Genomic DNA, 17,091 nt, shown 5'->3' with positions numbered 1-17,091 from the left:
GGAGGGTGCGATGGCAGCCGTTCTTCACCCCGCATGGGAGACGCACGCTCGGCTCAGCCGCCTGCGCGGTTTCGAATCCGGCGCGCGCGAGATCGATGACGCCGCCGTGGAAGTGGAAGGGCATCTGCCCGACTGGCTGCGCGGGCGCCTGCTGCTCAACGGCCCGGCGCTGTGGGAGCTGCCCGGCGGACACTTCGATCACTGGTTCGACGGCCTGGGCATGTGGCACCGGCTGCACCTCGGCGACGACGGCGTGCGCTACCGCAGCCGCTTCGCCCAGAGCGATGCCTACAACCGCACGATGCGCAGCGGCAGCCCGGCCTACGGCGAATTCGGCAGCCGCAACCCGGCGCCGCTGCTGGCGCGCATCAAGGGCGTGCAGGCGACCGACAACCCGGCGGTCGTGATGTCGCGGCTCGGTTCGGGCGCCGGCGCACGCTGGATCAGCGTGACCGAGACGCCGTTCCTGACGGTGTTCGATCCCGATTCGCTCGCGACGCTGGAACGCATCGACCTGGTCGACACCCCCGAGCACCTGCACCTGATGTCGGCGCACGGCATCGCCGCGCGCGACGGCAGCTGGTGGAACGTGGGCATCACGCTGGGGCCCCGGTGCGACCTGAAGCTGTTTCGCGTCGCGCCGGGCGGGCGTGCCGCCGAGGTCAGGGCGCGCATCCGCGTCGCGAAGGCCGGCTACACGCACGCCTTCGCGATGGCCGAGGGCCACGCCATCGTCTGGGAAACCGCGCTGCGCGTGCAGCCCTTGTCGATGCGCTTCAGCTCGCGCGCCTACAGCGACAACTTCCGCTGGGAGCCGGCCGCGGGCTCGATGCTGCACGCGATCTCGCTGTCCGACGGCACGGTGCGCAGCTGGGCGATCCCGCCGATGATGTGCTTCCACGCGGTGCAGGCCTACGCCGACGGCGACGACCTCGTGCTCGAGCTCTGCGAGTTCGAGACGCCGCAGATCTTTTCCGGCCTGCGATTGGCCGAGCGCCGCGCCGGCCGGCCGCTGCCGCTGCCGCGGCTGGTTCGCTACCGGATGTCGCGCGGTCGCGGCGAGGCGGAGCGCGAGGTGATCGGCGAGGGCATCGAGCTGCCGCAAGTGCATCCGCTGCGCGTGGGCGCCGGGCGTGCCGCGGTGGCATTCGCAGCCGGCATGGACCCGGGCTCGCCGTTCTTCGACCGCACGGTGCGCATCGACCTCGACAGCGGCGAGCGCCGCGAATGGCGCCGCGCCCACGCGGTGCAGCTCGAGCCGCTGCTCGTGCCGCGCCCCGGCGCCACGGCGCACGACGACGGCGTACTGCTGGTACCGACGCTGGCCGACACCGACGTCGCCAGCGTCGTCGCGGTGCTCGACGCGCACAGCCTGGAGCCGCTGGCGATGCTGCATGCGCCGCAGGTGGTGCCGTTCGGCTTCCATGCCGCCTGGGACGGCTGAAGTCTGCTTCGCGCGCCTGTGCCGCTCAGTGAGAGAACTCGACGAGCCTGACTCGCTCGTCCGTTTGCGCATTGACCTCGAGGATGAGGCCGATCCCGGGCGCGTAGTACTTGAACTCCGCGTCGCCGGGCGAAAGAGGCGTGGACTCGCGCGTGACGAGGCAGTTGTTGACGCAGCGCGTCGCCGGCGTCTGGGCCGATCCCGTCACGCTGACTACCTTGGCCAAATCCTCGGCCGAGCCGATCGCGAACTCCTGGCGGTAGGTCACGCCGACCATCGGCTGCGCCTTCATCACGATGCCCGGCTTGGCGCCGTCGACGCCGGCCTTCCATGAGCCTTCGAGGCTGATCAGCTCGCCGTCCTCGAACTCGCGCGAAATCTCGCCGAAGTACCAGACATTGCCGTGGATGTCCTGGGCGAACCAGTCCTCGGTGTCCTCGATGACCTCGCCGTCTTCGCGCACGGTGTCGCGCACGACCGCGCAACGCACGCCCAGGATGGTCTTGACCTCGTTCGTGACCGTCACTTCGATCGACTCGCCGCCGCCTGCGTAGCGCCACATGCGCCCGCGCACCAGGGGCATGAAGGGGTTGGGCGCGATCGACCCGCCGATCGACGCCGGATCGACGAAGCGTGCCGGGTCGATCACCGGATCGTAGGCAGCCTCGCCGAGGGCCTGGCACGCCTCGAGCCGCGCGTCGTGCTGTTCGCGGCACTCGTCATGGGCCTCCTTGAGGCCGGACTTCGCTTCCTCGCGGCAGGTCGCGGCGTCGGAGGCGCTGCGCAGGTGGTCGCATTGGGCCTGGGCAATCCAGAAGTCGTCCGCCGCCGCGAAGCCGCATGCCTTCAGTGTGGCCTGGGCGCTGCTCGTACAGGCCCCGGCCGCACGAGCGCCCGGCGATGCGGCGAGGAGCAGGGCCACGAACCAGGGCCAGGCCGAGCGGCCTGTCATGCGGGGCGGCCGCGATGAGAGCCCACGCCGCGAGGTGAGGTCGGAAGCCATCGCTGACCTGCCTTTCTGCGGCCGTGCGGCCGCGAAGACGCGCCCCCTGCACCCGTTCATCGCGGATCTGCAACAAGTCTAGGCAGGCCTGGCCGAGGCGCTCCCTTCAAACAAGGTGCCCCGCGCCAGATCGCGCGGCGCCGTCACGCCGGCTCGGAAGCCTGCGGCGTGCCCAGCGAGCGCAGCAGGTCGCGCACGAACTGCGCGCGATCCTTGGGATCGGGCAGCGCGCGGTCGATGCGCAGCTTCTCGTTGCCGGCCAGCTTGATCTGGCGGTTCTTCTGCACCAGCTCGATGATGCGCAGCGGATCGATCGGCGGGTTGGGCTTGAACGTGATGTTCATCAGCTGCGGGCTGGCGTCGATCTTGACCACGCCGTAGGGGCGGGCCTGCACGCGCAGGCGGTGCACGTCGAACAGCGTCTGCGCCTGCGCCGGCAGCTTGCCGAAGCGGTCGACGATCTCCTCGAGCATCGCGTCGATCTTGTCCATGCGCTCGGTGCTGGCCAGGCGCTTGTAGAGCGACAGGCGCACGTGCACGTCGCCGCAGTAGGCATCAGGCAGCAGGGCCGGCGCGTGCAGGTTGATCTCGGTCGCGGCGTTGACGGGATTGAGCAGGTCGGGCTCGCGGCCGGCCTTGAGGTCACGCACCGCCTGCGACAGCATCTCGTTGTAGAGCTGGAAGCCGACTTCCATCATGTTGCCGCTCTGGTTCTCGCCCAGCACCTCGCCGGCGCCGCGGATCTCCAGGTCGTGCATCGCGAGGTAGAAGCCGCTGCCCAGCTCCTCCATCTCCTGAATGGCCTGCAGGCGCTGCGCGGCCTGCTTGGTGAGGCCTTCGACGTCGGGCACCATCAGGTAGGCATAGGCTTGGTGGTGCGAGCGGCCAACGCGTCCGCGCAGCTGGTGCAGCTGCGCGAGGCCGAACTTGTCGGCGCGCGAGATCACGATGGTGTTGGCGCTCGGCACGTCGATGCCGGTCTCGATGATCGTCGAGCACAGCAGCACGTTGTGGCGCTGGGCGACGAAGTCGCGCATCACGTGCTCGAGCTGCCGCTCGGGCATCTGGCCGTGCGCGACCGCGATGCGCGCCTCGGGCAGCAGCTCCTCGAGCTTCTGGCGCCGGTTCTCGATCGTCTCGACCTCGTTGTGCAGGAAGTAGACCTGGCCGCCGCGCTTGAGCTCGCGCAGCACCGCCTCGCGGATCGTGCCGCTCGATTCGTTGCGCACGAAGGTCTTGATCGCCAGCCGGCGCTGCGGCGCGGTGGCGATCACGCTCAGGTCGCGCAGCCCTTCGAGCGCCATGCCCAGCGTGCGCGGGATCGGCGTCGCGGTCAGCGTGAGCACGTCCACTTCCGCGCGCAGCGCCTTCATCGCCTCCTTGTGGCGCACGCCGAAGCGGTGCTCCTCGTCGATGATGAGCAGGCCCAGGTTCTTGAACTTGGTGTCCTTGCTGAGCAGCTTGTGCGTGCCGACGACGATGTCGATCGTGCCGTCGGCCAGGCCGTCCATCGCGGTCTTGATCTCCTTGGCCGAGCGAAAGCGCGACATCTCGGCGACCTTGACCGGCCACTTCGCGAAGCGATCCGCGATGTTCTGGTAGTGCTGCTCGGCCAGCAGCGTGGTCGGCGCGAGCAGCGCGACCTGCTTGCCGCCGGTGACCGCGACGAAGGCCGCGCGCAGCGCGACCTCGGTCTTGCCGAAGCCGACATCGCCGCACACCAGGCGGTCCATCGGCTTGGGGCTCACCATGTCCTGAATCACCGCGTGGATGGCCGCGTGCTGGTCGGGCGTTTCCTCGAAGCCGAAGCTGGCCGCGAAGGCCTCGTAGTCCTGCGGCGAGAAGCGGAAGGCATAACCCTCGCGCGCGGCGCGGCGCGCGTAGAGATTGAGCAGCTCGGCGGCGGTGTCGCGCACCTGCTCGGCCGCCTTGCGCCTGGCCTTTTCCCACTGGCCCGAGCCGAGCTTGTGCAGTGGCGCCTCGTCGGCCGAGACGCCGGTGTAGCGGCTGATCAGGTGCAGCTGCGCAACCGGCACGTAGAGCGTGGCCTTGTCGGCGTATTCGAGGTGCAGAAACTCGGAGGCGCCGTTGCCGAGGTCGAGGTTGACCAGGCCGACATAGCGGCCGATGCCGTGGTTGGCATGCACGACCGGGTCGCCGACCTTGAGCTCGGACAGGTCCTTGATCAGCGCGTCGACGTCGCTGGTCTGCTCCTGGCGCTTGCGGCGGCGCTGGGTCGGCGCGGCATCGAACAGCTCGGTCTCGGTGACGAGCTGCACGCCGCGCTCGGTCCAGAAGAAGCCGGCGGCCAGCGGCGCGACGCTGATCGCGTAGCGGTGATCGCTGGCGAGGAAGGCTTCGAGCGAGTCGACCGCCGGCGGCTCGAGCTTGTGGTCGCGCAGCAGCTCGAGCAGGCTCTCGCGCCGGCCCGGGCTTTCGGCCAGCAGCAGCACGCGGGTGTCGTTCTCGGCGCTGCGCACGGTGCGTTCGAGATGCTGCTCGAGCTTGCGCAGCGGATCGGGCGTGCCGCGCTCGACCGACAGGTCCGGCAGCGGCCGCGCCCACTCCACCGGCTCGCCGCCACGCACCGCGAGCTGCGCGTGCTCGTTGCAGCGCGTGAAGAAGGCCTCGGGCGTGAGGTACAGCGCGTCGGGCGGCAGGATGGGCCGCTCCGGGTCGTGCTGCAGGAAGCGGTGGCGCTCGCGCGTGTCGGTCCAGAAGCGCTTGAGCGACTCGTCGACCTCGCCGTGCAGCGCCAGGCGCGCGTCGGGCCCGAAGTAATCGAACAGCGTCGCCGTCTCGTCGAAGAACAGCGGCAGGTAGTACTCGATGCCGGGGCCGGCGACGCCGGCGGCCATGTCCTTGTAGAGCCGGCTCTTGGTCGGATCGCCCTCGAGCCTCTCGCGCCAGCGCTTGCGGAACGCCGTGCGCGCGGCCTCGTCGAGCGGAAACTCGCGCCCCGGCAGCAGGCGCACCTCGGGCACCGGGTAGAGGCTGCGCTGGCTGTCGGGGTCGAAGGTGCGGATCGAGTCGACCTCGTCGTCGAACAGGTCGACGCGGTAGGGCACTGACGAACCCATCGGGAACAGGTCGATCAGGCCGCCGCGCACCGCGTACTCGCCGGGCGAGACGACCTGGCTCACGTGCTGGTAGCCGGCCAGCGTGAGCTGGGCCTTGAGCGCGGCCTCGTCGAGCTTCTGCTTCTGCTTGAACTCGAAGGTGTAGGCGGCCAGGAAGCTCGGCGGCGCGACGCGCAGCAGGGCCGTCGTCGCGGGCACCAGCACGACGTCGAGATCGTGCGTGCGGCGCGTCTGCAGGATGCGCCAAAGCGTGGCCAGCCGCTCGGAGATCAGGTCCTGGTGCGGCGAGAAGTTGTCGTAGGGCAGGGTCTCCCAGTCGGGGAACTGCGCGATGCGCAGGCCCGGCGCAAAGAAGGCCAGCTCCTCCTGCAGCCGCTGCGCGTCGGCCGGCTCGGCCGTGACGATCGCGGTGAGCTGCCGTTGCGCCGCGTTCGCCTGTGCGAACGATGCCAGCAAGGCGGCGTCGGCCGACCCGATCGGGCGCGGCAGCGTGAAGCGTTTGCCGGGGGCGAGGGCAGGCAGCTGCATGGGGAGGCGAGAGCGTGGAGGGCGCGCGACAAAAGCAGATCGCCCCGCCGCGAGATCGGGGCGGGGCGCGCGAGAGCGAATTCTAGAATCCGCGTCCCATGCTGATCGCTTCACCGGACTTTCGCCCGCGCTGCGTCGCGCTCGTGCCCTGCGCGGGTGTCGGCGCGCGCGCCGGCGTCGGGGGGCCCAAGCAGTACCACCCGGTGGCCGGACGCGCCGTCGTGGCGCACACGCTGGCCGCGCTGGCCGCCGTGCCGCGCATCGAGGCGACGCTGGTTGTGCTGGCGAGCGACGACGAGACCTTCGAGTCGAAGGTGCCGGGCTTTGCGGGCTGGGCGGCGCGGCGCGGCGGCGCGACGCGCGCCGAGACGGTGGCCAACGGGCTCGACGAGCTGGTCGAGCGCGGCTTCGCGCCGCACGACTGGGTGCTGGTGCACGACGCGGCGCGTTGCCTGGTGACGCCGGCGCTGATCGAGCGCCTGATCGATGCCTGCGGCGACGACGAGATCGGCGGCCTGCTCGCGCTGCCGGTGGCGGACACGCTCAAGGCCGAGCGCGACGGGCGCGTCGCACAGACCGTCGAGCGCCACGGCAAGTGGGCCGCGCAGACACCGCAGATGTTTCGCCTCGGCCTGCTGCGCGCTGCATTGGCGCACGCGGGCGACGCGGTCACCGACGAATCCAGCGCGATCGAGGCGCTGGGCCACGCGCCGCGCCTGGTGCGTGGCGATCTGACCAACTTCAAGCTGACCTGGCCGGAGGATTTCGCGCTGGCCGAGCAGCTGCTTTCATCGAGGACCCTGCCTCATGGCTGACCTGCCCGTACTGCGCATCGGCGAGGGCTGGGACACGCACCAGCTGGTGGCCGGCCGTCCGCTGGTGCTGGGCGGCGTGACGATCCCCCACACGCACGGCCTGCTCGGGCATTCGGATGCCGACGCGCTGCTGCATGCGATCACCGACGCCATCCTCGGCGCGGCGGGGCTGGGCGACATTGGCCGCCACTTCCCGGACACCGACGCGGCCTTCAAGGGCGCCGATTCGCATGTGCTGCTCGCCGAGGCCGCGCGGCGCGTGCGCGCGGCCGGCTGGGAGATCGTCAACGTCGACAGCACCATCGTCGCGCAGGCGCCCAAGATGGCGCCTCACATCGAGGCCATGCGCGCGCGCACCGCGCAGGCGCTGGGCGTCGACACCGAGCGCGTCAACGTCAAGGCCAAGACGGCCGAGAAGATGGGGCCGGTGGGCGAGGGACGGGCGATCGAGACGCGGGCGGTGGCGCTGCTGGTGAAGAGCTGAAAGCTCCCTCGCCCCGAGGGAGAGGGAGCCTGGTTCAAGGCGCCTTCTTGAGCCGGATGTGCGCCACCAAACCGCCATCCGGCGCATTGGCCACCTCGAAGCTGCCGCCCATGCGCTGCACCGCCTTCTCGACGATCGCCAGGCCCAGGCCCGCGCCGGTGGCGGCGGTGCGCGCGGCGTCGCCGCGGAAGAACGGCGTCGTCAACTGCTTGAGCTTCTCGGGCGCGACGCCCTGGCCGTGGTCGCGCACGCTGAGGATCACCCAGGGGCCGGTGCGCGCGTAGGAGATCAGCACGCGCGCGATGCCGGTGTCGGTGCTGCGGCCGTAGCGGCGGGCGTTCTCGAACAGGTTGGCGAGCACGCGGCCGAGCTCGATCTCGTCGGCCATCACCTTGGTGTCGATCGCGACGCGGCTTTCGATGCGGATCTGGCTGGTGTCGCGGAAGGCCGCGATCTCGCGGTCGACGACGCCCGACAGGTGCACCGGAACGAGCTTGACCTCGCCCGGGCGGGCGTAGTCCATGAACTTGTCGATGATGGCGTCGAGCTGGTCGATGTCGGCGGCCATGTTGCGCTTGGCTTCGTCGTCGTCGACGCTCATCTCCGCCTCGAGGCGCAGGCGCGCCAGCGGCGTGCGCAGGTCGTGGCTGATGCCGGCGAGCATCACCGCGCGGTCTTCCTCCACCTTGGCGAGCTCGCGCGCCATGCGGTTGAAGCCCATGTTGACCTCGCGGATCTCGCGCGTGGCGGTGTGTTCGTCCAGACGTGAATCGAACTCGCCGTCGCGGATGCGGCTGGCGGCGAAGGAGAGCTGCTTGAGCGGCCGGTTGATCAGGCCGGCGATCGCCGCCGAGCCGAGCAGGGTGGCGATCAGCGCGATCGCCATCCAGACGAAGTAGGTCTTGCCGGCCACCGGCTGCAGGCGCTGCGGGTCGGCCTGCATCCAGTACGGGTCGTTCTCGATGTTGAAGCCGACCCACAGCCCCGAGGCGCCGTTGACACTGTTGGCGACCACCGTCTCGGGGCCGAGGCGCGAACGCAGCTCGGCGCCGATCGCGCGGGTGAAGCGGTCGACTTCATAGGGCTCGTACTTGTCGCCCGGCTCGCGCGGCAGGATGCGCACCGACTCCTGGTCGGTCATGGCCTTGACCACGGTCACGCGGTTGATCGCGTCGGCATAGCGCAGCGCGGTGCGCGAGAGGTTCACCAGGCTGGCGATCTGCTGGGCCGCCTGCACGGTGCGCGGCTCGAACTCCATCGCGCGAAAGGTCTGCAGCCACGCGAAGATGCCGCCGCCCAGCAGCAGCGCCAGCAGGATGAAGGTGCGCCAGAACAGGCTCAGCGCAAACGGGCTGCGCGCAGAGCGGTTGCGGCGCGGGTCGATCCAGCCGTCGCTGGCCATCGCGCCGTGCAGCGCAGCGCGGCGCTGCGAGCGGCGTGCGGCCGCGGCGGCCTCGGCCGACATGGTCGAGGCGCCGGCGCGCGAACCCGACCTTCCAGCCGGCCGCGTGCCGTCGGGCCGCGTGCTGGGCCGGGTGACGGAGTCGTCCATCAGGCGCTCGATGCGGCCGGGATCAGCTGTTGCCGTCCGGCACGAACACGTAGCCGACGCCCCAGACCGTCTGGATGTAGCGCGGCTGGGCCGGATCCGGTTCGATCATCTTGCGCAGGCGCGAGATCTGCACGTCCAGGCTGCGGTCGAAGGGCTCGAACTCGCGGCCGCGCGCCAGCTGCGCGAGCTTGTCGCGCGACAGCGGCTGGCGCGGGTGGCGCACCAAGGCCTTGAGCATCGAGAACTCGCCGGTCGTCAGCGCGATCTGCTCGCCGTCCTTGGTCAGCCGGCGCAGCGCGAGGTCGAACTCGAACGGACCGAAGGTCACGGTCTGGGCTTCGCGCGCCGGCGCGCCCGGGGCTTCCGGCGCCGGGCGGCGGCGCAGCACGGCGTGGATGCGCGCCAGCAGCTCGCGGGGATTGAAGGGCTTGGGCAGGTAGTCGTCGGCGCCGACCTCGAGGCCGACGATGCGATCGACATCCTCGACCTTGGCGGTCAGCATGATGATCGGCGTCGCGTCGTTGGCCGCGCGCAGGCGGCGGCAGATCGACAGGCCGTCTTCGCCGGGCAGCATCAGGTCGAGCACGATCAGGTCGATGGTCTCGCGCGTCAGCACGCGGTTGAGCGCCTTCGCGTCCTCGGCCAGCAGGACCTCGAAGCCTTCCTGCGTCAGATAGCGGCGCAGCAGGTCACGGATGCGGGCGTCGTCGTCGACCACCACGATGCGATCCGCGCGCGTCTTGGCTTCAGCGTTCATCTGAGAGCTCCATCGAATTTGTAACAGCGGGGGATGTTACGCATGACACCACGGCGAATCCGCCGCCCTGACCCGTTGTTACATCTCTTGCGCCCGAAGCGGATGAGGGAAAGCGCGCAGTCGGCACGCGGCCTCCACCCATCGTTGGAGACAGGCTTCGCTACGATGCCGCGCTCGCGAAGCTACGCCCACTTCAACGCAAAGGGAACTCCATGACGACAAGACGACTGATGCTCGCTGCCATCGCGCTCGCCGCGGCCATGCACGGCGCGCAGGCCGAACCGGCGCGCATCGACAACGTGGTCAGCTTCAGCGCCAGCGCCAACCTCGAGGTCACCAAGGACCTGCTGACCGTGACGCTGCAGGCGGTGCGCGACGGCACCGACGCCGCCACCGTGCAGGCCGGGCTCAAGCAGGCGCTCGACAGCGCGCTGGCCGAGGCGAAGAAATCCGCCGCGCCGGGCCAGATGGAGGTGCGCACCGGCAACTTCTCGCTCAACCCTCGCTATGGCCGCGACGGCAAGATCAACGGCTGGCAGGGCTCGGCCGAGCTCGTGCTCGAAGGCAAAGACCTGCCCCGCGTCGCGCAGACCGCCGGCAAGCTGACCGGCATGAACGTGGTCAACGTGAGCCAGTCGCTCTCGCGCGAGCTGACCGAGAAGCACGACACCGAGGTCACCGCGCAGGCGATCCAGAAGTTCCGCGCCAAGGCCGCGGAACTCGCCAAGCAGTTCGGCTTTGCCGGCTACACGCTGCGCGAGGTGAACGTGCAGTCGGCGGAACAGGGGATGCCGCCGCGGCCGATGTACCGCATGAATGCCGAGGCCGCGGCGATGTCCTCGGCACCGGTGCCGGTGGAGGCCGGCCGCGGCACGCTGACCTCGACGGTCAGCGGCAGCGTCGTGCTGACGAAATAGCGCCCGGGCGGGCACTCGTCATTGGGCGGTCCAGCCGCCGTCCATCGCCCAGGCCTGGCCCTTCACGTTCTTCGCGGCGTCCGAGCACAGAAAGACGGCGAGCTCGCCGAGCTGCTCGGGCGTCGTGAACTGCAGCGAGGGCTGCTTCTCGCCGAGCAGGTCCTTCTCGGCCTGCGCGACGGGAATGCCGTCGCGCGTGGCGCGGTCGTCGATCTGCTTTTGCACCAGCGGGGTCAGCACCCAGCCCGGACAGATGGCGTTGACGGTGATGCCGGTGGTCGCGGTTTCGAGCGCGACGGCCTTGGTGAAGCCGACGATGCCGTGCTTGGCCGCCACGTAGGCGCTCTTGCCGGCCGAGGCGACGAGGCCGTGCGTCGACGCGATGTTGATGATGCGGCCCCAGCCCTTGGCGCGCATCGACGGGATCGCCAGGCGCGTGGTGTGGAACGCCGAGCTGAGGTTGATCGCGATGATCGCGTCCCACTTGGCGGCGGGAAAGTCTTCGACGTTGGCCACATGCTGGATGCCGGCGTTGTTGACCAGCACGTCGACGCCGCCGAACTCGGCGGCTGCGTAGGCCATCATCGCCTCGATCTCGGCGGGCTTGCTCATGTCGGCGCCGTGGTAACCGACCTTGGCGCCGTGCGCGCGGCCGGCCGCGGCCACTTCGGACTTGGGGCCTTCGGCATCGCCGAAGCCGTTGAGCACCACGCTGGCGCCCTGGCGCGCCAGCGTGAGCGCGACGCCCAGGCCGATGCCGCTGGTGGAACCGGTGACGAGCGCCGTCTTGCCCTTCAGAAAGCTCATAAGACCTCCGCGTCTGCGTTTGATGGGGCTTGGTTAGGATGATTATCAGATGAGGATCCCAAGCCCATGAGCACCCACGCCGAACCGCGCCTGAACCACGTGAACTGCCTAGACGCCAGCGGCCTGCACCGCATGGCCTACTGGGAATGGGGCGACGCCGCCAATCCGCGCGTGCTGGTGTGCGTGCACGGCCTGGCGCGCCAGGGCCGCGACTTCGACACGCTGGCGCGCGCACTGAGCGCCGAATGGCGCGTGGTCTGCCCCGACGTGGTCGGCCGCGGCCGTTCGGATCGCCTGCGCGACCCGATGGGCTATGCCTTGCCGACCTACGTGGCTGACATGGTCACGCTGCTGGCGCGACTGGGTGCCGACGAGGTCGACTGGGTCGGCACCTCGATGGGCGGGCTGATCGGCCTGGGCGTTGCGAGTCTGCGCGACGTGCGCGGGCGCTCGCCGGTGCGCCGCCTGGTGCTCAACGACGTGGGTCCGTCGATCCGCGCCGACGCGTTGGCGCGCATCGGCAGCTACCTCGGCCAGCCGGTGCGCTTTGCGTCGGTGGAAGAGGGCGCGGCCCACCTGCGTGGCATCTCGCAAAGCTTCGGCCCGCACACCGACGAACAGTGGCTGCGCTTCAGCGAGCCGCAACTGGTGCGCATCGACGGCGAAGCCTTCGGCCTGCACTACGACCCGGGCATTGCCGTGCCTTTTCGGCTCGTCACGCCGCCGGTCGCCGCGGCCGGCGAGGCACAGCTTTGGGCGCGCTATGACGCGCTCACCTGCCCGACGCTGCTGATCCGCGGCGCCGAATCCGACCTGCTCTCGCACGAGACCGCGCAGGCGATGACGCAGCGCGGCCCGCGTGCCGAGCTGGTGGAACTGCCCGGCATCGGCCATGCGCCGACGCTGATCGCCGATGACCAGGTCGCGCTGGTCGGCGCTTTCCTGCGCCGCGCAAGCCCATGAAGACCGGCGGCTGGAGCGGCACCGGCGGCGTCGACGAGACGGCGCCGATCGTCTGGGTGGCCGGCGGCGTCGAAGCCGGCGAGCCGGCGGCCGAGCAGGGCGTGATCGCCAAGGCGCGCGCCTTCGCGCAGCCCATGCTCGAGGGCGAGCGCTTCGACACCGGCGAGGACGCGCTCGCGCATGCCGACGGCGTGGCGGCGATCCTCGCTGCGATCGGCGCCGCGCCCTCGCTGCGCGCGGCGGCCTACCTGGTCTACGCCGGCGACTACCTCACGCGGCCCGAGGACGTGATCGGCAAGGCCTTCGGCGCCGGCTACGCGGGCCTGGTCGAGCACACGCGCAAGCTGGTGCAGATCCAGCGCAGCGCGCGCGGCGCGCTGGCCGACTCGCCGGTGGACGCCGCCCAGCAGGCCGAGCAGATCGAGCGCGTGCGCAAGATGCTGCTCGCGTTCTCGCGCGACCTGCGCGTCGTGCTGCTGCGCCTGGCCTCGCGCCTGCAGACGCTGCGCTTCTACGCGGCGACCAAGACGCCGTGTCCGCGCGTCCTGGCGCAGGAGTCGATGCAGGTGTTCGCGCCGCTGGCCAACCGGCTGGGCATCTGGGCGATCAAGTGGGAGATCGAGGACCTGGCGTTCCGCTTCCTCGAACCCGAGCAGTACAAGCGCATCGCCGGCTTGCTCGACGAAAAGCGCATCGAGCGCGAGCGCGTGGTCGAGACCGCTCGCCAGCGGCTGGCCGAGGCGCTGAGGCAGGCCGGCCTGCGCGCCGAGGTGCAGGGGCGGCCCAAGCACCTCTACAGCATATGGAAGAAGATGCGCGGCAAGCAGCTCGACTTCCAGCGCGTGCTCGACGTGCGGGCGCTGCGCGTCATCGTCGACAGCGTGCCCGACTGCTACGCCGCGCTGTCGCGCGCGCACGAGCTGTGGCGGGCGTTGCCGGAGGAGTTCGACGACTACATCGCCAAGCCCAAGCCCAACGGCTACCAGTCGCTGCACACCGTGGTGCTCGACGAGCACGAACGCCCGATCGAGATCCAGATCCGCACCCGCGCGATGCACGAGCACGCCGAAAGCGGCGTCGCGGCGCACTGGGCCTACAAGGAGGCGGGCGCCAAGGGCTATGCGGGCGTCAGCGCCGCGGGCGACTTCGACGCACGCGTGGCCGAGGCGCGCAAGGCCGTGCTGCGCCAGCTGCTGGCCTGGGAGCGCGAGCTCGCCGAGCCCGAGGGCGGCGCGGGCGGGCTCGGGCAGGGCCTGTTCGACGATCGCATCTACGTGTTCACGCCGCAGGCCGCGGTGATCGAGCTGCCGGCCGGCGCGACGCCGATCGACTTCGCCTACGTGCTGCACACCGACTTGGGCCACCGCTGCCGCGGCGCGCGTGTCGACGGCGCGATGGTGCCGCTCAACACGCCCTTGAAGAGCGGTCAGACGGTCGAGATCACGTCGATCAAGGAGGGCGGTCCTTCGCTCGACTGGCTCAACGCCGAGCTCGGCTATCTGAAGAGCCCGCGCTCCAAGGCCAAGGTGCGCGCCTGGTTCAATGCGCTGGCTCAGCAGCAGACCATTGCGCGCGGTCGCGAGGCGGTCGAGAAGCTGCTGCAGCGCGAGGGCAAGACGGCGATCAAGCTTGACGAGTTGGCCGCGCAGCTGGGCTTTCGCAGCGCCGACGCGCTGTTCGAGGTGGTGGGCAAGGACGAGTATTCGCTCAAGCCCATCGAGCAGCTGCTGCGCCCCGCGGGGCCGGCGCTCGATGCCGACGAGCTGCTCGTTCAGAAGCTTCAGCGCGGACCCAGCGAAGCGGCGCGCGGCAAGGGCGGCGTGCTGGTGGTGGGTGTCGATTCGCTGCTGACCTCGTTGGCGCGCTGCTGCAAGCCGGCGCCGCCCGACGCGATCGCCGGCTATGTCACGCGCGGCAAGGGCGTGGCCGTGCATCGCGCGAGCTGCTCGAGCTTTCGGCAGATTGCCGGGCGCCATCCCGAGCGCGTGATCACGGTCGAGTGGGGAACGCCGCGTGCGGCAGGCAAGGGCGAGGGCGCGCTGTATCCGGTCGACGTGGCCGTCGAGGCCAGCGACCGGCACGGCCTGCTGCGCGACATCTCCGAAGTGTTCGCGAAGGAGAAGATGAACGTGGTGGGCGTGCACACGCAAAGCGTGCGCGGCACGGCATGGATGACCTTCACGGTCGAGATCGCCGATTCGGCGCGGCTTGCCAGCGTGCTGGCGATCGTCAAGCAGGTGAGCGGCGTGCGCAACGCGCGTCGTCGATGAGCTGCTTCGCGCGCCGCATGAAGACGGCTCGAAAACATCTGCTATAGTTGCGGGCTCAACAGGCGCGTAGCTCAGCTGGTTAGAGCACCACCTTGACATGGTGGGGGTCGTTGGTTCGAGTCCAATCGCGCCTACCAAATTCGGTAGAAGAAGAAAGCACCTGGCGCAGACGCCAGGTGCTTTTTTATTGCGGGTGCCGCGGGCGCGGGTTCGCCCAGGTTGTTGACCAAGGCAGCCGCGTTCAGGCCACTCGTACCACCACCTTGCCAAGGTTGCGCCCCTCGAGCAGGCCTTGCATTGCCGCTGGCGCGTTCTCGAGGCCGTCGACCACGTCTTCGCGCAGTGTCACCAGGCCGCGTTCCACCCATTCGCTCATCTCGCGGCGAAAGGCCTCGAAGCGCTCGCCGTAGTGGTCCAGGATGATGAAGCCCTGCAGGTGCGCGCGCTTTTGCAGCACGGTGGCCAGCAGTTGGGGCCGCAGGTCTACGCCCACCGGCGGTTCGCCGTCGTTGTAGTGCGCAATGAAGCCGCACACGGGGATCCGCGCGCCGATGTTCAGCAACGGCAGCACCGCGTCGAGCACCTCGCCGCCCACGTTCTCGAAGTAGACGTCGATGCCCCGAGGGCAGGCTTCGGCCAGGTGCTGCGCCAGGCGCGGGTCGTGGCGGTCCAGGCAGGCGTCGAAGCCCAGCACGTCCACGGCATGACGGACCTTGTCGGCGCCGCCGGCGATGCCAACGACGCGTGCGCCTTTCAGTCTGGCGATCTGGCCCACCATCGAGCCGACCGCGCCGGTGGCCGCGGCCACGACCACGGTTTCGCCGGGCATCGGCCGACCGATGTCGAGCAGGCCCACGTGTGCGGTGAACCCCGGCATGCCCAGGCCGCCCAGGGCGTGCGAAGGATGCGCCATCTCGCCCAAGGGCTGCAGGTCGCTGCCATCGGACAGCGCATAGTCCTGCCAACCCGCCTGGGCCAGCACCAGGTCGCCCTCGCGGAAGCTCGGGTGCCGTGATGCAGCCACGCGGCTGACCGTGCCGCCCACGATGGGCGCGCCGATCGCAATGGGCGGCGCGTAGCCCGGGCCGACCTCGTCCATCAGGTTGCGCATGTAGGGGTCGAGCGACAACCACAACGTGCGCAGCAGCACCTGGCCATCGGCGGGTGTGGGGACGGGTTGGGCGTCCAGTCGGAAGTCACTGGCCACGGGGCGGCCTTTCGGCCGCGCCGCGAGGAGAATGCGCCGGTTCACGGTGGTGTTCGTCATTGCGTGCCTTCGGTTCAGTCATGAATGGGCCGGGGGCCGCAGCGAAGCGTGAGCAGGGTTCCCAGCGTGATGCTGGCGAGCGCGAAGCCCGGGCCTGCGAGCGCACCGACGTGGTCGACCAGCAGCCCACCGCCCATGGCCCCAGCGGCGATGGCGATCTGGAAGGCCGCGACGAGCAGGCCGCCGGCGCCTTCCGCCTGGTCGGGTGCGGCCCGCACGATCCAGGTCTGGAAGCCGACCGGGAACGCGCCGAATGCAAAGCCCCACAGCGCCACTGCCACGGCAGTCACCGTTGCCGACTCACCGGCAATCAGCAGGCTCAGCGCCAGGAGCGCGATCAGCGCACCGCCGGCCACGATGGCGTGCCGCTCGCTGCGCCCGGCGATGGCCCCGCCGGCGAAGTTGCCGAAGAAGCCGCCGATGCCGTAGCCGAGCAAGATGGCCGAGATGGCGCTCACCGGCAGGTTCGTCACCTGTTCCATCAGCGGGCGGATGTAGGTGAAGCCTGCGAAGTGGCCCGAGATCACCAGCACCACGGCCAGCAGTGCGACACGCACGTTGGGCCGTGCCAGCAACTCACCGAGGATGCGCAGGCTGGGGTTGTCGCGCGGCGGCAGGGACGGCAAGGTGGCCGCTTGCGCCACGAGCGTGAGCACGCTCACCACGCCGGCGGCGACGAAGGCGCTGCGCCATCCCCACAGCTCGCCCATCCACGCGCCGACCGGGGCGGCGCACACGGTGGCAATCGATACGCCGGTGAGGATCACCGACATCGCCCGCGCGAACAGGTTCTGCGGCACCAGCCGCATGGCCAGCGCCGCGGCCATCGACCAGAAGCCGCCCAGTGCCACGCCCAGCATCACCCGCGCGACGAGCAGCGCGCTCAGGCTGGCAGCCGTCGCGGCGGTCGCGTTCGACAGCACCAGCAGCACCGTCAGCGCGAGCATCACCAGCTTGCGGTCGAAGCGCCGGGTGAGCAGCGGAATCGACGGCGCCGCGACCGCGCCGACCAGCGCCGTGGCGGTGACAGCCTGCCCGGCCGCGCCGTCGCTGACGCGAAGGTCAGTGGCGATGGCGGTCAGCAGGCTGGCTGGCAGGAACTCGGCCGTGACGAGGCCGAACACGCCCAACGACAGCGCACCGATGGCGGGCCAGCGGGCCGCCGTGGGCGAATCGTCGAGGGAAGAGGGCGCCAAGCCGTCCG

The 17,091-nt window shown here is 70.3% G+C and carries 13 protein-coding genes and 1 tRNA gene; 7 read left to right on the top strand and 7 right to left on the bottom strand.

Annotated elements, in window-relative coordinates; translation table 11 throughout:
* The first annotated feature begins 10 nt into the window (after positions 1-10).
* On the top strand, positions 11-1,444 hold the full coding sequence (locus ACO2TI_RS00175) for a carotenoid oxygenase family protein (RefSeq protein ID WP_423281379.1): 1,434 nt from the start codon (positions 11-13) through the stop codon (positions 1,442-1,444).
* A gap of 25 nt (positions 1,445-1,469) precedes the next feature.
* Here ACO2TI_RS00175 and ACO2TI_RS00170 read toward each other — a convergent pair whose 3' ends face one another.
* Both ACO2TI_RS00170 and mfd read right to left on the bottom strand, forming a co-directional pair.
* A complete protein-coding gene (locus tag ACO2TI_RS00170; RefSeq protein ID WP_423281378.1) occupies positions 1,470-2,396 on the bottom strand; it encodes a hypothetical protein in 927 nt (308 codons plus the stop codon).
* 194 nt (positions 2,397-2,590) lie between these two features.
* The gene (gene mfd, locus ACO2TI_RS00165) at positions 2,591-6,055 is read right to left on the bottom strand and encodes a transcription-repair coupling factor (protein WP_423281377.1); all 3,465 of its coding nucleotides are present in this window, start codon (positions 6,053-6,055) and stop codon (positions 2,591-2,593) included.
* A 98-nt stretch (positions 6,056-6,153) separates the two neighbouring features.
* Between mfd and ispD the strand changes: the two genes are divergently transcribed.
* Together ispD and ispF are read left to right on the top strand one after the other, a co-directional pair.
* Entirely contained in the window at positions 6,154-6,870 is a 717-nt protein-coding gene (ispD, locus tag ACO2TI_RS00160) for a 2-C-methyl-D-erythritol 4-phosphate cytidylyltransferase (RefSeq protein ID WP_423281376.1), read from the top strand.
* A complete protein-coding gene (gene ispF, locus ACO2TI_RS00155; RefSeq protein WP_423281375.1) occupies positions 6,863-7,354 on the top strand; it encodes a 2-C-methyl-D-erythritol 2,4-cyclodiphosphate synthase in 492 nt (163 codons plus the stop codon). Before ispD ends, ispF begins: the two co-directional genes overlap by 8 nt.
* Before the next feature lie 34 nt (positions 7,355-7,388).
* Here the strand turns inward: ispF and ACO2TI_RS00150 are convergent, their stop codons facing one another.
* Positions 7,389-8,756, bottom strand: a complete 1,368-nt coding sequence (locus tag ACO2TI_RS00150) for an ATP-binding protein (RefSeq protein WP_423282130.1) — start codon at positions 8,754-8,756, stop codon at positions 7,389-7,391.
* 172 nt (positions 8,757-8,928) lie between these two features.
* Entirely contained in the window at positions 8,929-9,663 is a 735-nt protein-coding gene (gene ompR / locus ACO2TI_RS00145; protein WP_423281373.1) for a two-component system response regulator OmpR, read from the bottom strand.
* 212 nt (positions 9,664-9,875) lie between these two features.
* Here ompR and ACO2TI_RS00140 point away from each other — a divergent pair, with 212 nt between their 5' ends.
* Positions 9,876-10,580, top strand: a complete 705-nt coding sequence (locus tag ACO2TI_RS00140; protein WP_423281372.1) for an SIMPL domain-containing protein — start codon at positions 9,876-9,878, stop codon at positions 10,578-10,580.
* Between the two features lie 18 nt (positions 10,581-10,598).
* On the opposite strand, the gene ACO2TI_RS00135 is transcribed toward ACO2TI_RS00140, so the two are convergent.
* On the bottom strand, positions 10,599-11,387 hold the full coding sequence (locus tag ACO2TI_RS00135; protein WP_423281371.1) for a 3-hydroxybutyrate dehydrogenase: 789 nt from the start codon (positions 11,385-11,387) through the stop codon (positions 10,599-10,601).
* 66 nt (positions 11,388-11,453) lie between these two features.
* Here ACO2TI_RS00135 and ACO2TI_RS00130 point away from each other — a divergent pair, with 66 nt between their 5' ends.
* The 3 genes from ACO2TI_RS00130 (at position 11,454) to ACO2TI_RS00120 (ending at position 14,757) form a co-directional block, all read left to right on the top strand.
* Entirely contained in the window at positions 11,454-12,350 is an 897-nt protein-coding gene (locus ACO2TI_RS00130) for an alpha/beta fold hydrolase (RefSeq protein ID WP_423281370.1), read from the top strand.
* Complete coding sequence (locus tag ACO2TI_RS00125) at positions 12,347-14,620, top strand: RelA/SpoT family protein (protein ID WP_423281369.1); 2,274 nt, start codon at positions 12,347-12,349, stop codon at positions 14,618-14,620. The genes ACO2TI_RS00130 and ACO2TI_RS00125 overlap by 4 nt, the downstream gene beginning before the upstream one ends.
* 60 nt (positions 14,621-14,680) lie before the next feature.
* Positions 14,681-14,757: transfer RNA gene (locus ACO2TI_RS00120), tRNA-Val, on the top strand.
* Between the two features lie 104 nt (positions 14,758-14,861).
* On the opposite strand, the gene ACO2TI_RS00115 is transcribed toward ACO2TI_RS00120, so the two are convergent.
* Entirely contained in the window at positions 14,862-15,887 is a 1,026-nt protein-coding gene (locus ACO2TI_RS00115; RefSeq protein ID WP_423281368.1) for an NADP-dependent oxidoreductase, read from the bottom strand.
* A gap of 14 nt (positions 15,888-15,901) precedes the next feature.
* Positions 15,902-17,083 carry an MFS transporter gene (locus ACO2TI_RS00110; RefSeq protein WP_423282129.1) on the bottom strand — a complete coding sequence of 394 codons (1,182 nt, stop codon included), beginning with the start codon at positions 17,081-17,083 and terminating at the stop codon, positions 15,902-15,904.
* Between the last annotated feature and the right edge of the window lie 8 nt (positions 17,084-17,091).

The organism is Caldimonas sp. KR1-144 (assembly GCF_049446155.1).
In the GTDB taxonomy this organism is placed as follows: domain Bacteria; phylum Pseudomonadota; class Gammaproteobacteria; order Burkholderiales; family Burkholderiaceae_C; genus Rivibacter.
Note: the sequence above shows the minus strand (reverse complement) of the source record. Positions and strands in the feature narration are given on the sequence as shown.

Coding starts and splice junctions, on each gene's coding strand:
- ACO2TI_RS00135 (WP_423281371.1), bottom strand. CDS start 11,387: ATGAGCTTTCTGAAGGGCAAGACGGCGCTCGTCACCGGTTCCACCAGC.
- ACO2TI_RS00125 (WP_423281369.1), top strand. CDS start 12,347: ATGAAGACCGGCGGCTGGAGCGGCACCGGCGGCGTCGACGAGACGGCG.
- ACO2TI_RS00150 (WP_423282130.1), bottom strand. CDS start 8,756: ATGGCCAGCGACGGCTGGATCGACCCGCGCCGCAACCGCTCTGCGCGC.
- ACO2TI_RS00175 (WP_423281379.1), top strand. CDS start 11: ATGGCAGCCGTTCTTCACCCCGCATGGGAGACGCACGCTCGGCTCAGC.
- ompR (WP_423281373.1), bottom strand. CDS start 9,663: ATGAACGCTGAAGCCAAGACGCGCGCGGATCGCATCGTGGTGGTCGAC.
- ispD (WP_423281376.1), top strand. CDS start 6,154: ATGCTGATCGCTTCACCGGACTTTCGCCCGCGCTGCGTCGCGCTCGTG.
- ACO2TI_RS00170 (WP_423281378.1), bottom strand. CDS start 2,396: ATGACAGGCCGCTCGGCCTGGCCCTGGTTCGTGGCCCTGCTCCTCGCC.
- ACO2TI_RS00130 (WP_423281370.1), top strand. CDS start 11,454: ATGAGCACCCACGCCGAACCGCGCCTGAACCACGTGAACTGCCTAGAC.
- ispF (WP_423281375.1), top strand. CDS start 6,863: ATGGCTGACCTGCCCGTACTGCGCATCGGCGAGGGCTGGGACACGCAC.
- mfd (WP_423281377.1), bottom strand. CDS start 6,055: ATGCAGCTGCCTGCCCTCGCCCCCGGCAAACGCTTCACGCTGCCGCGC.
- ACO2TI_RS00115 (WP_423281368.1), bottom strand. CDS start 15,887: ATGACGAACACCACCGTGAACCGGCGCATTCTCCTCGCGGCGCGGCCG.
- ACO2TI_RS00140 (WP_423281372.1), top strand. CDS start 9,876: ATGACGACAAGACGACTGATGCTCGCTGCCATCGCGCTCGCCGCGGCC.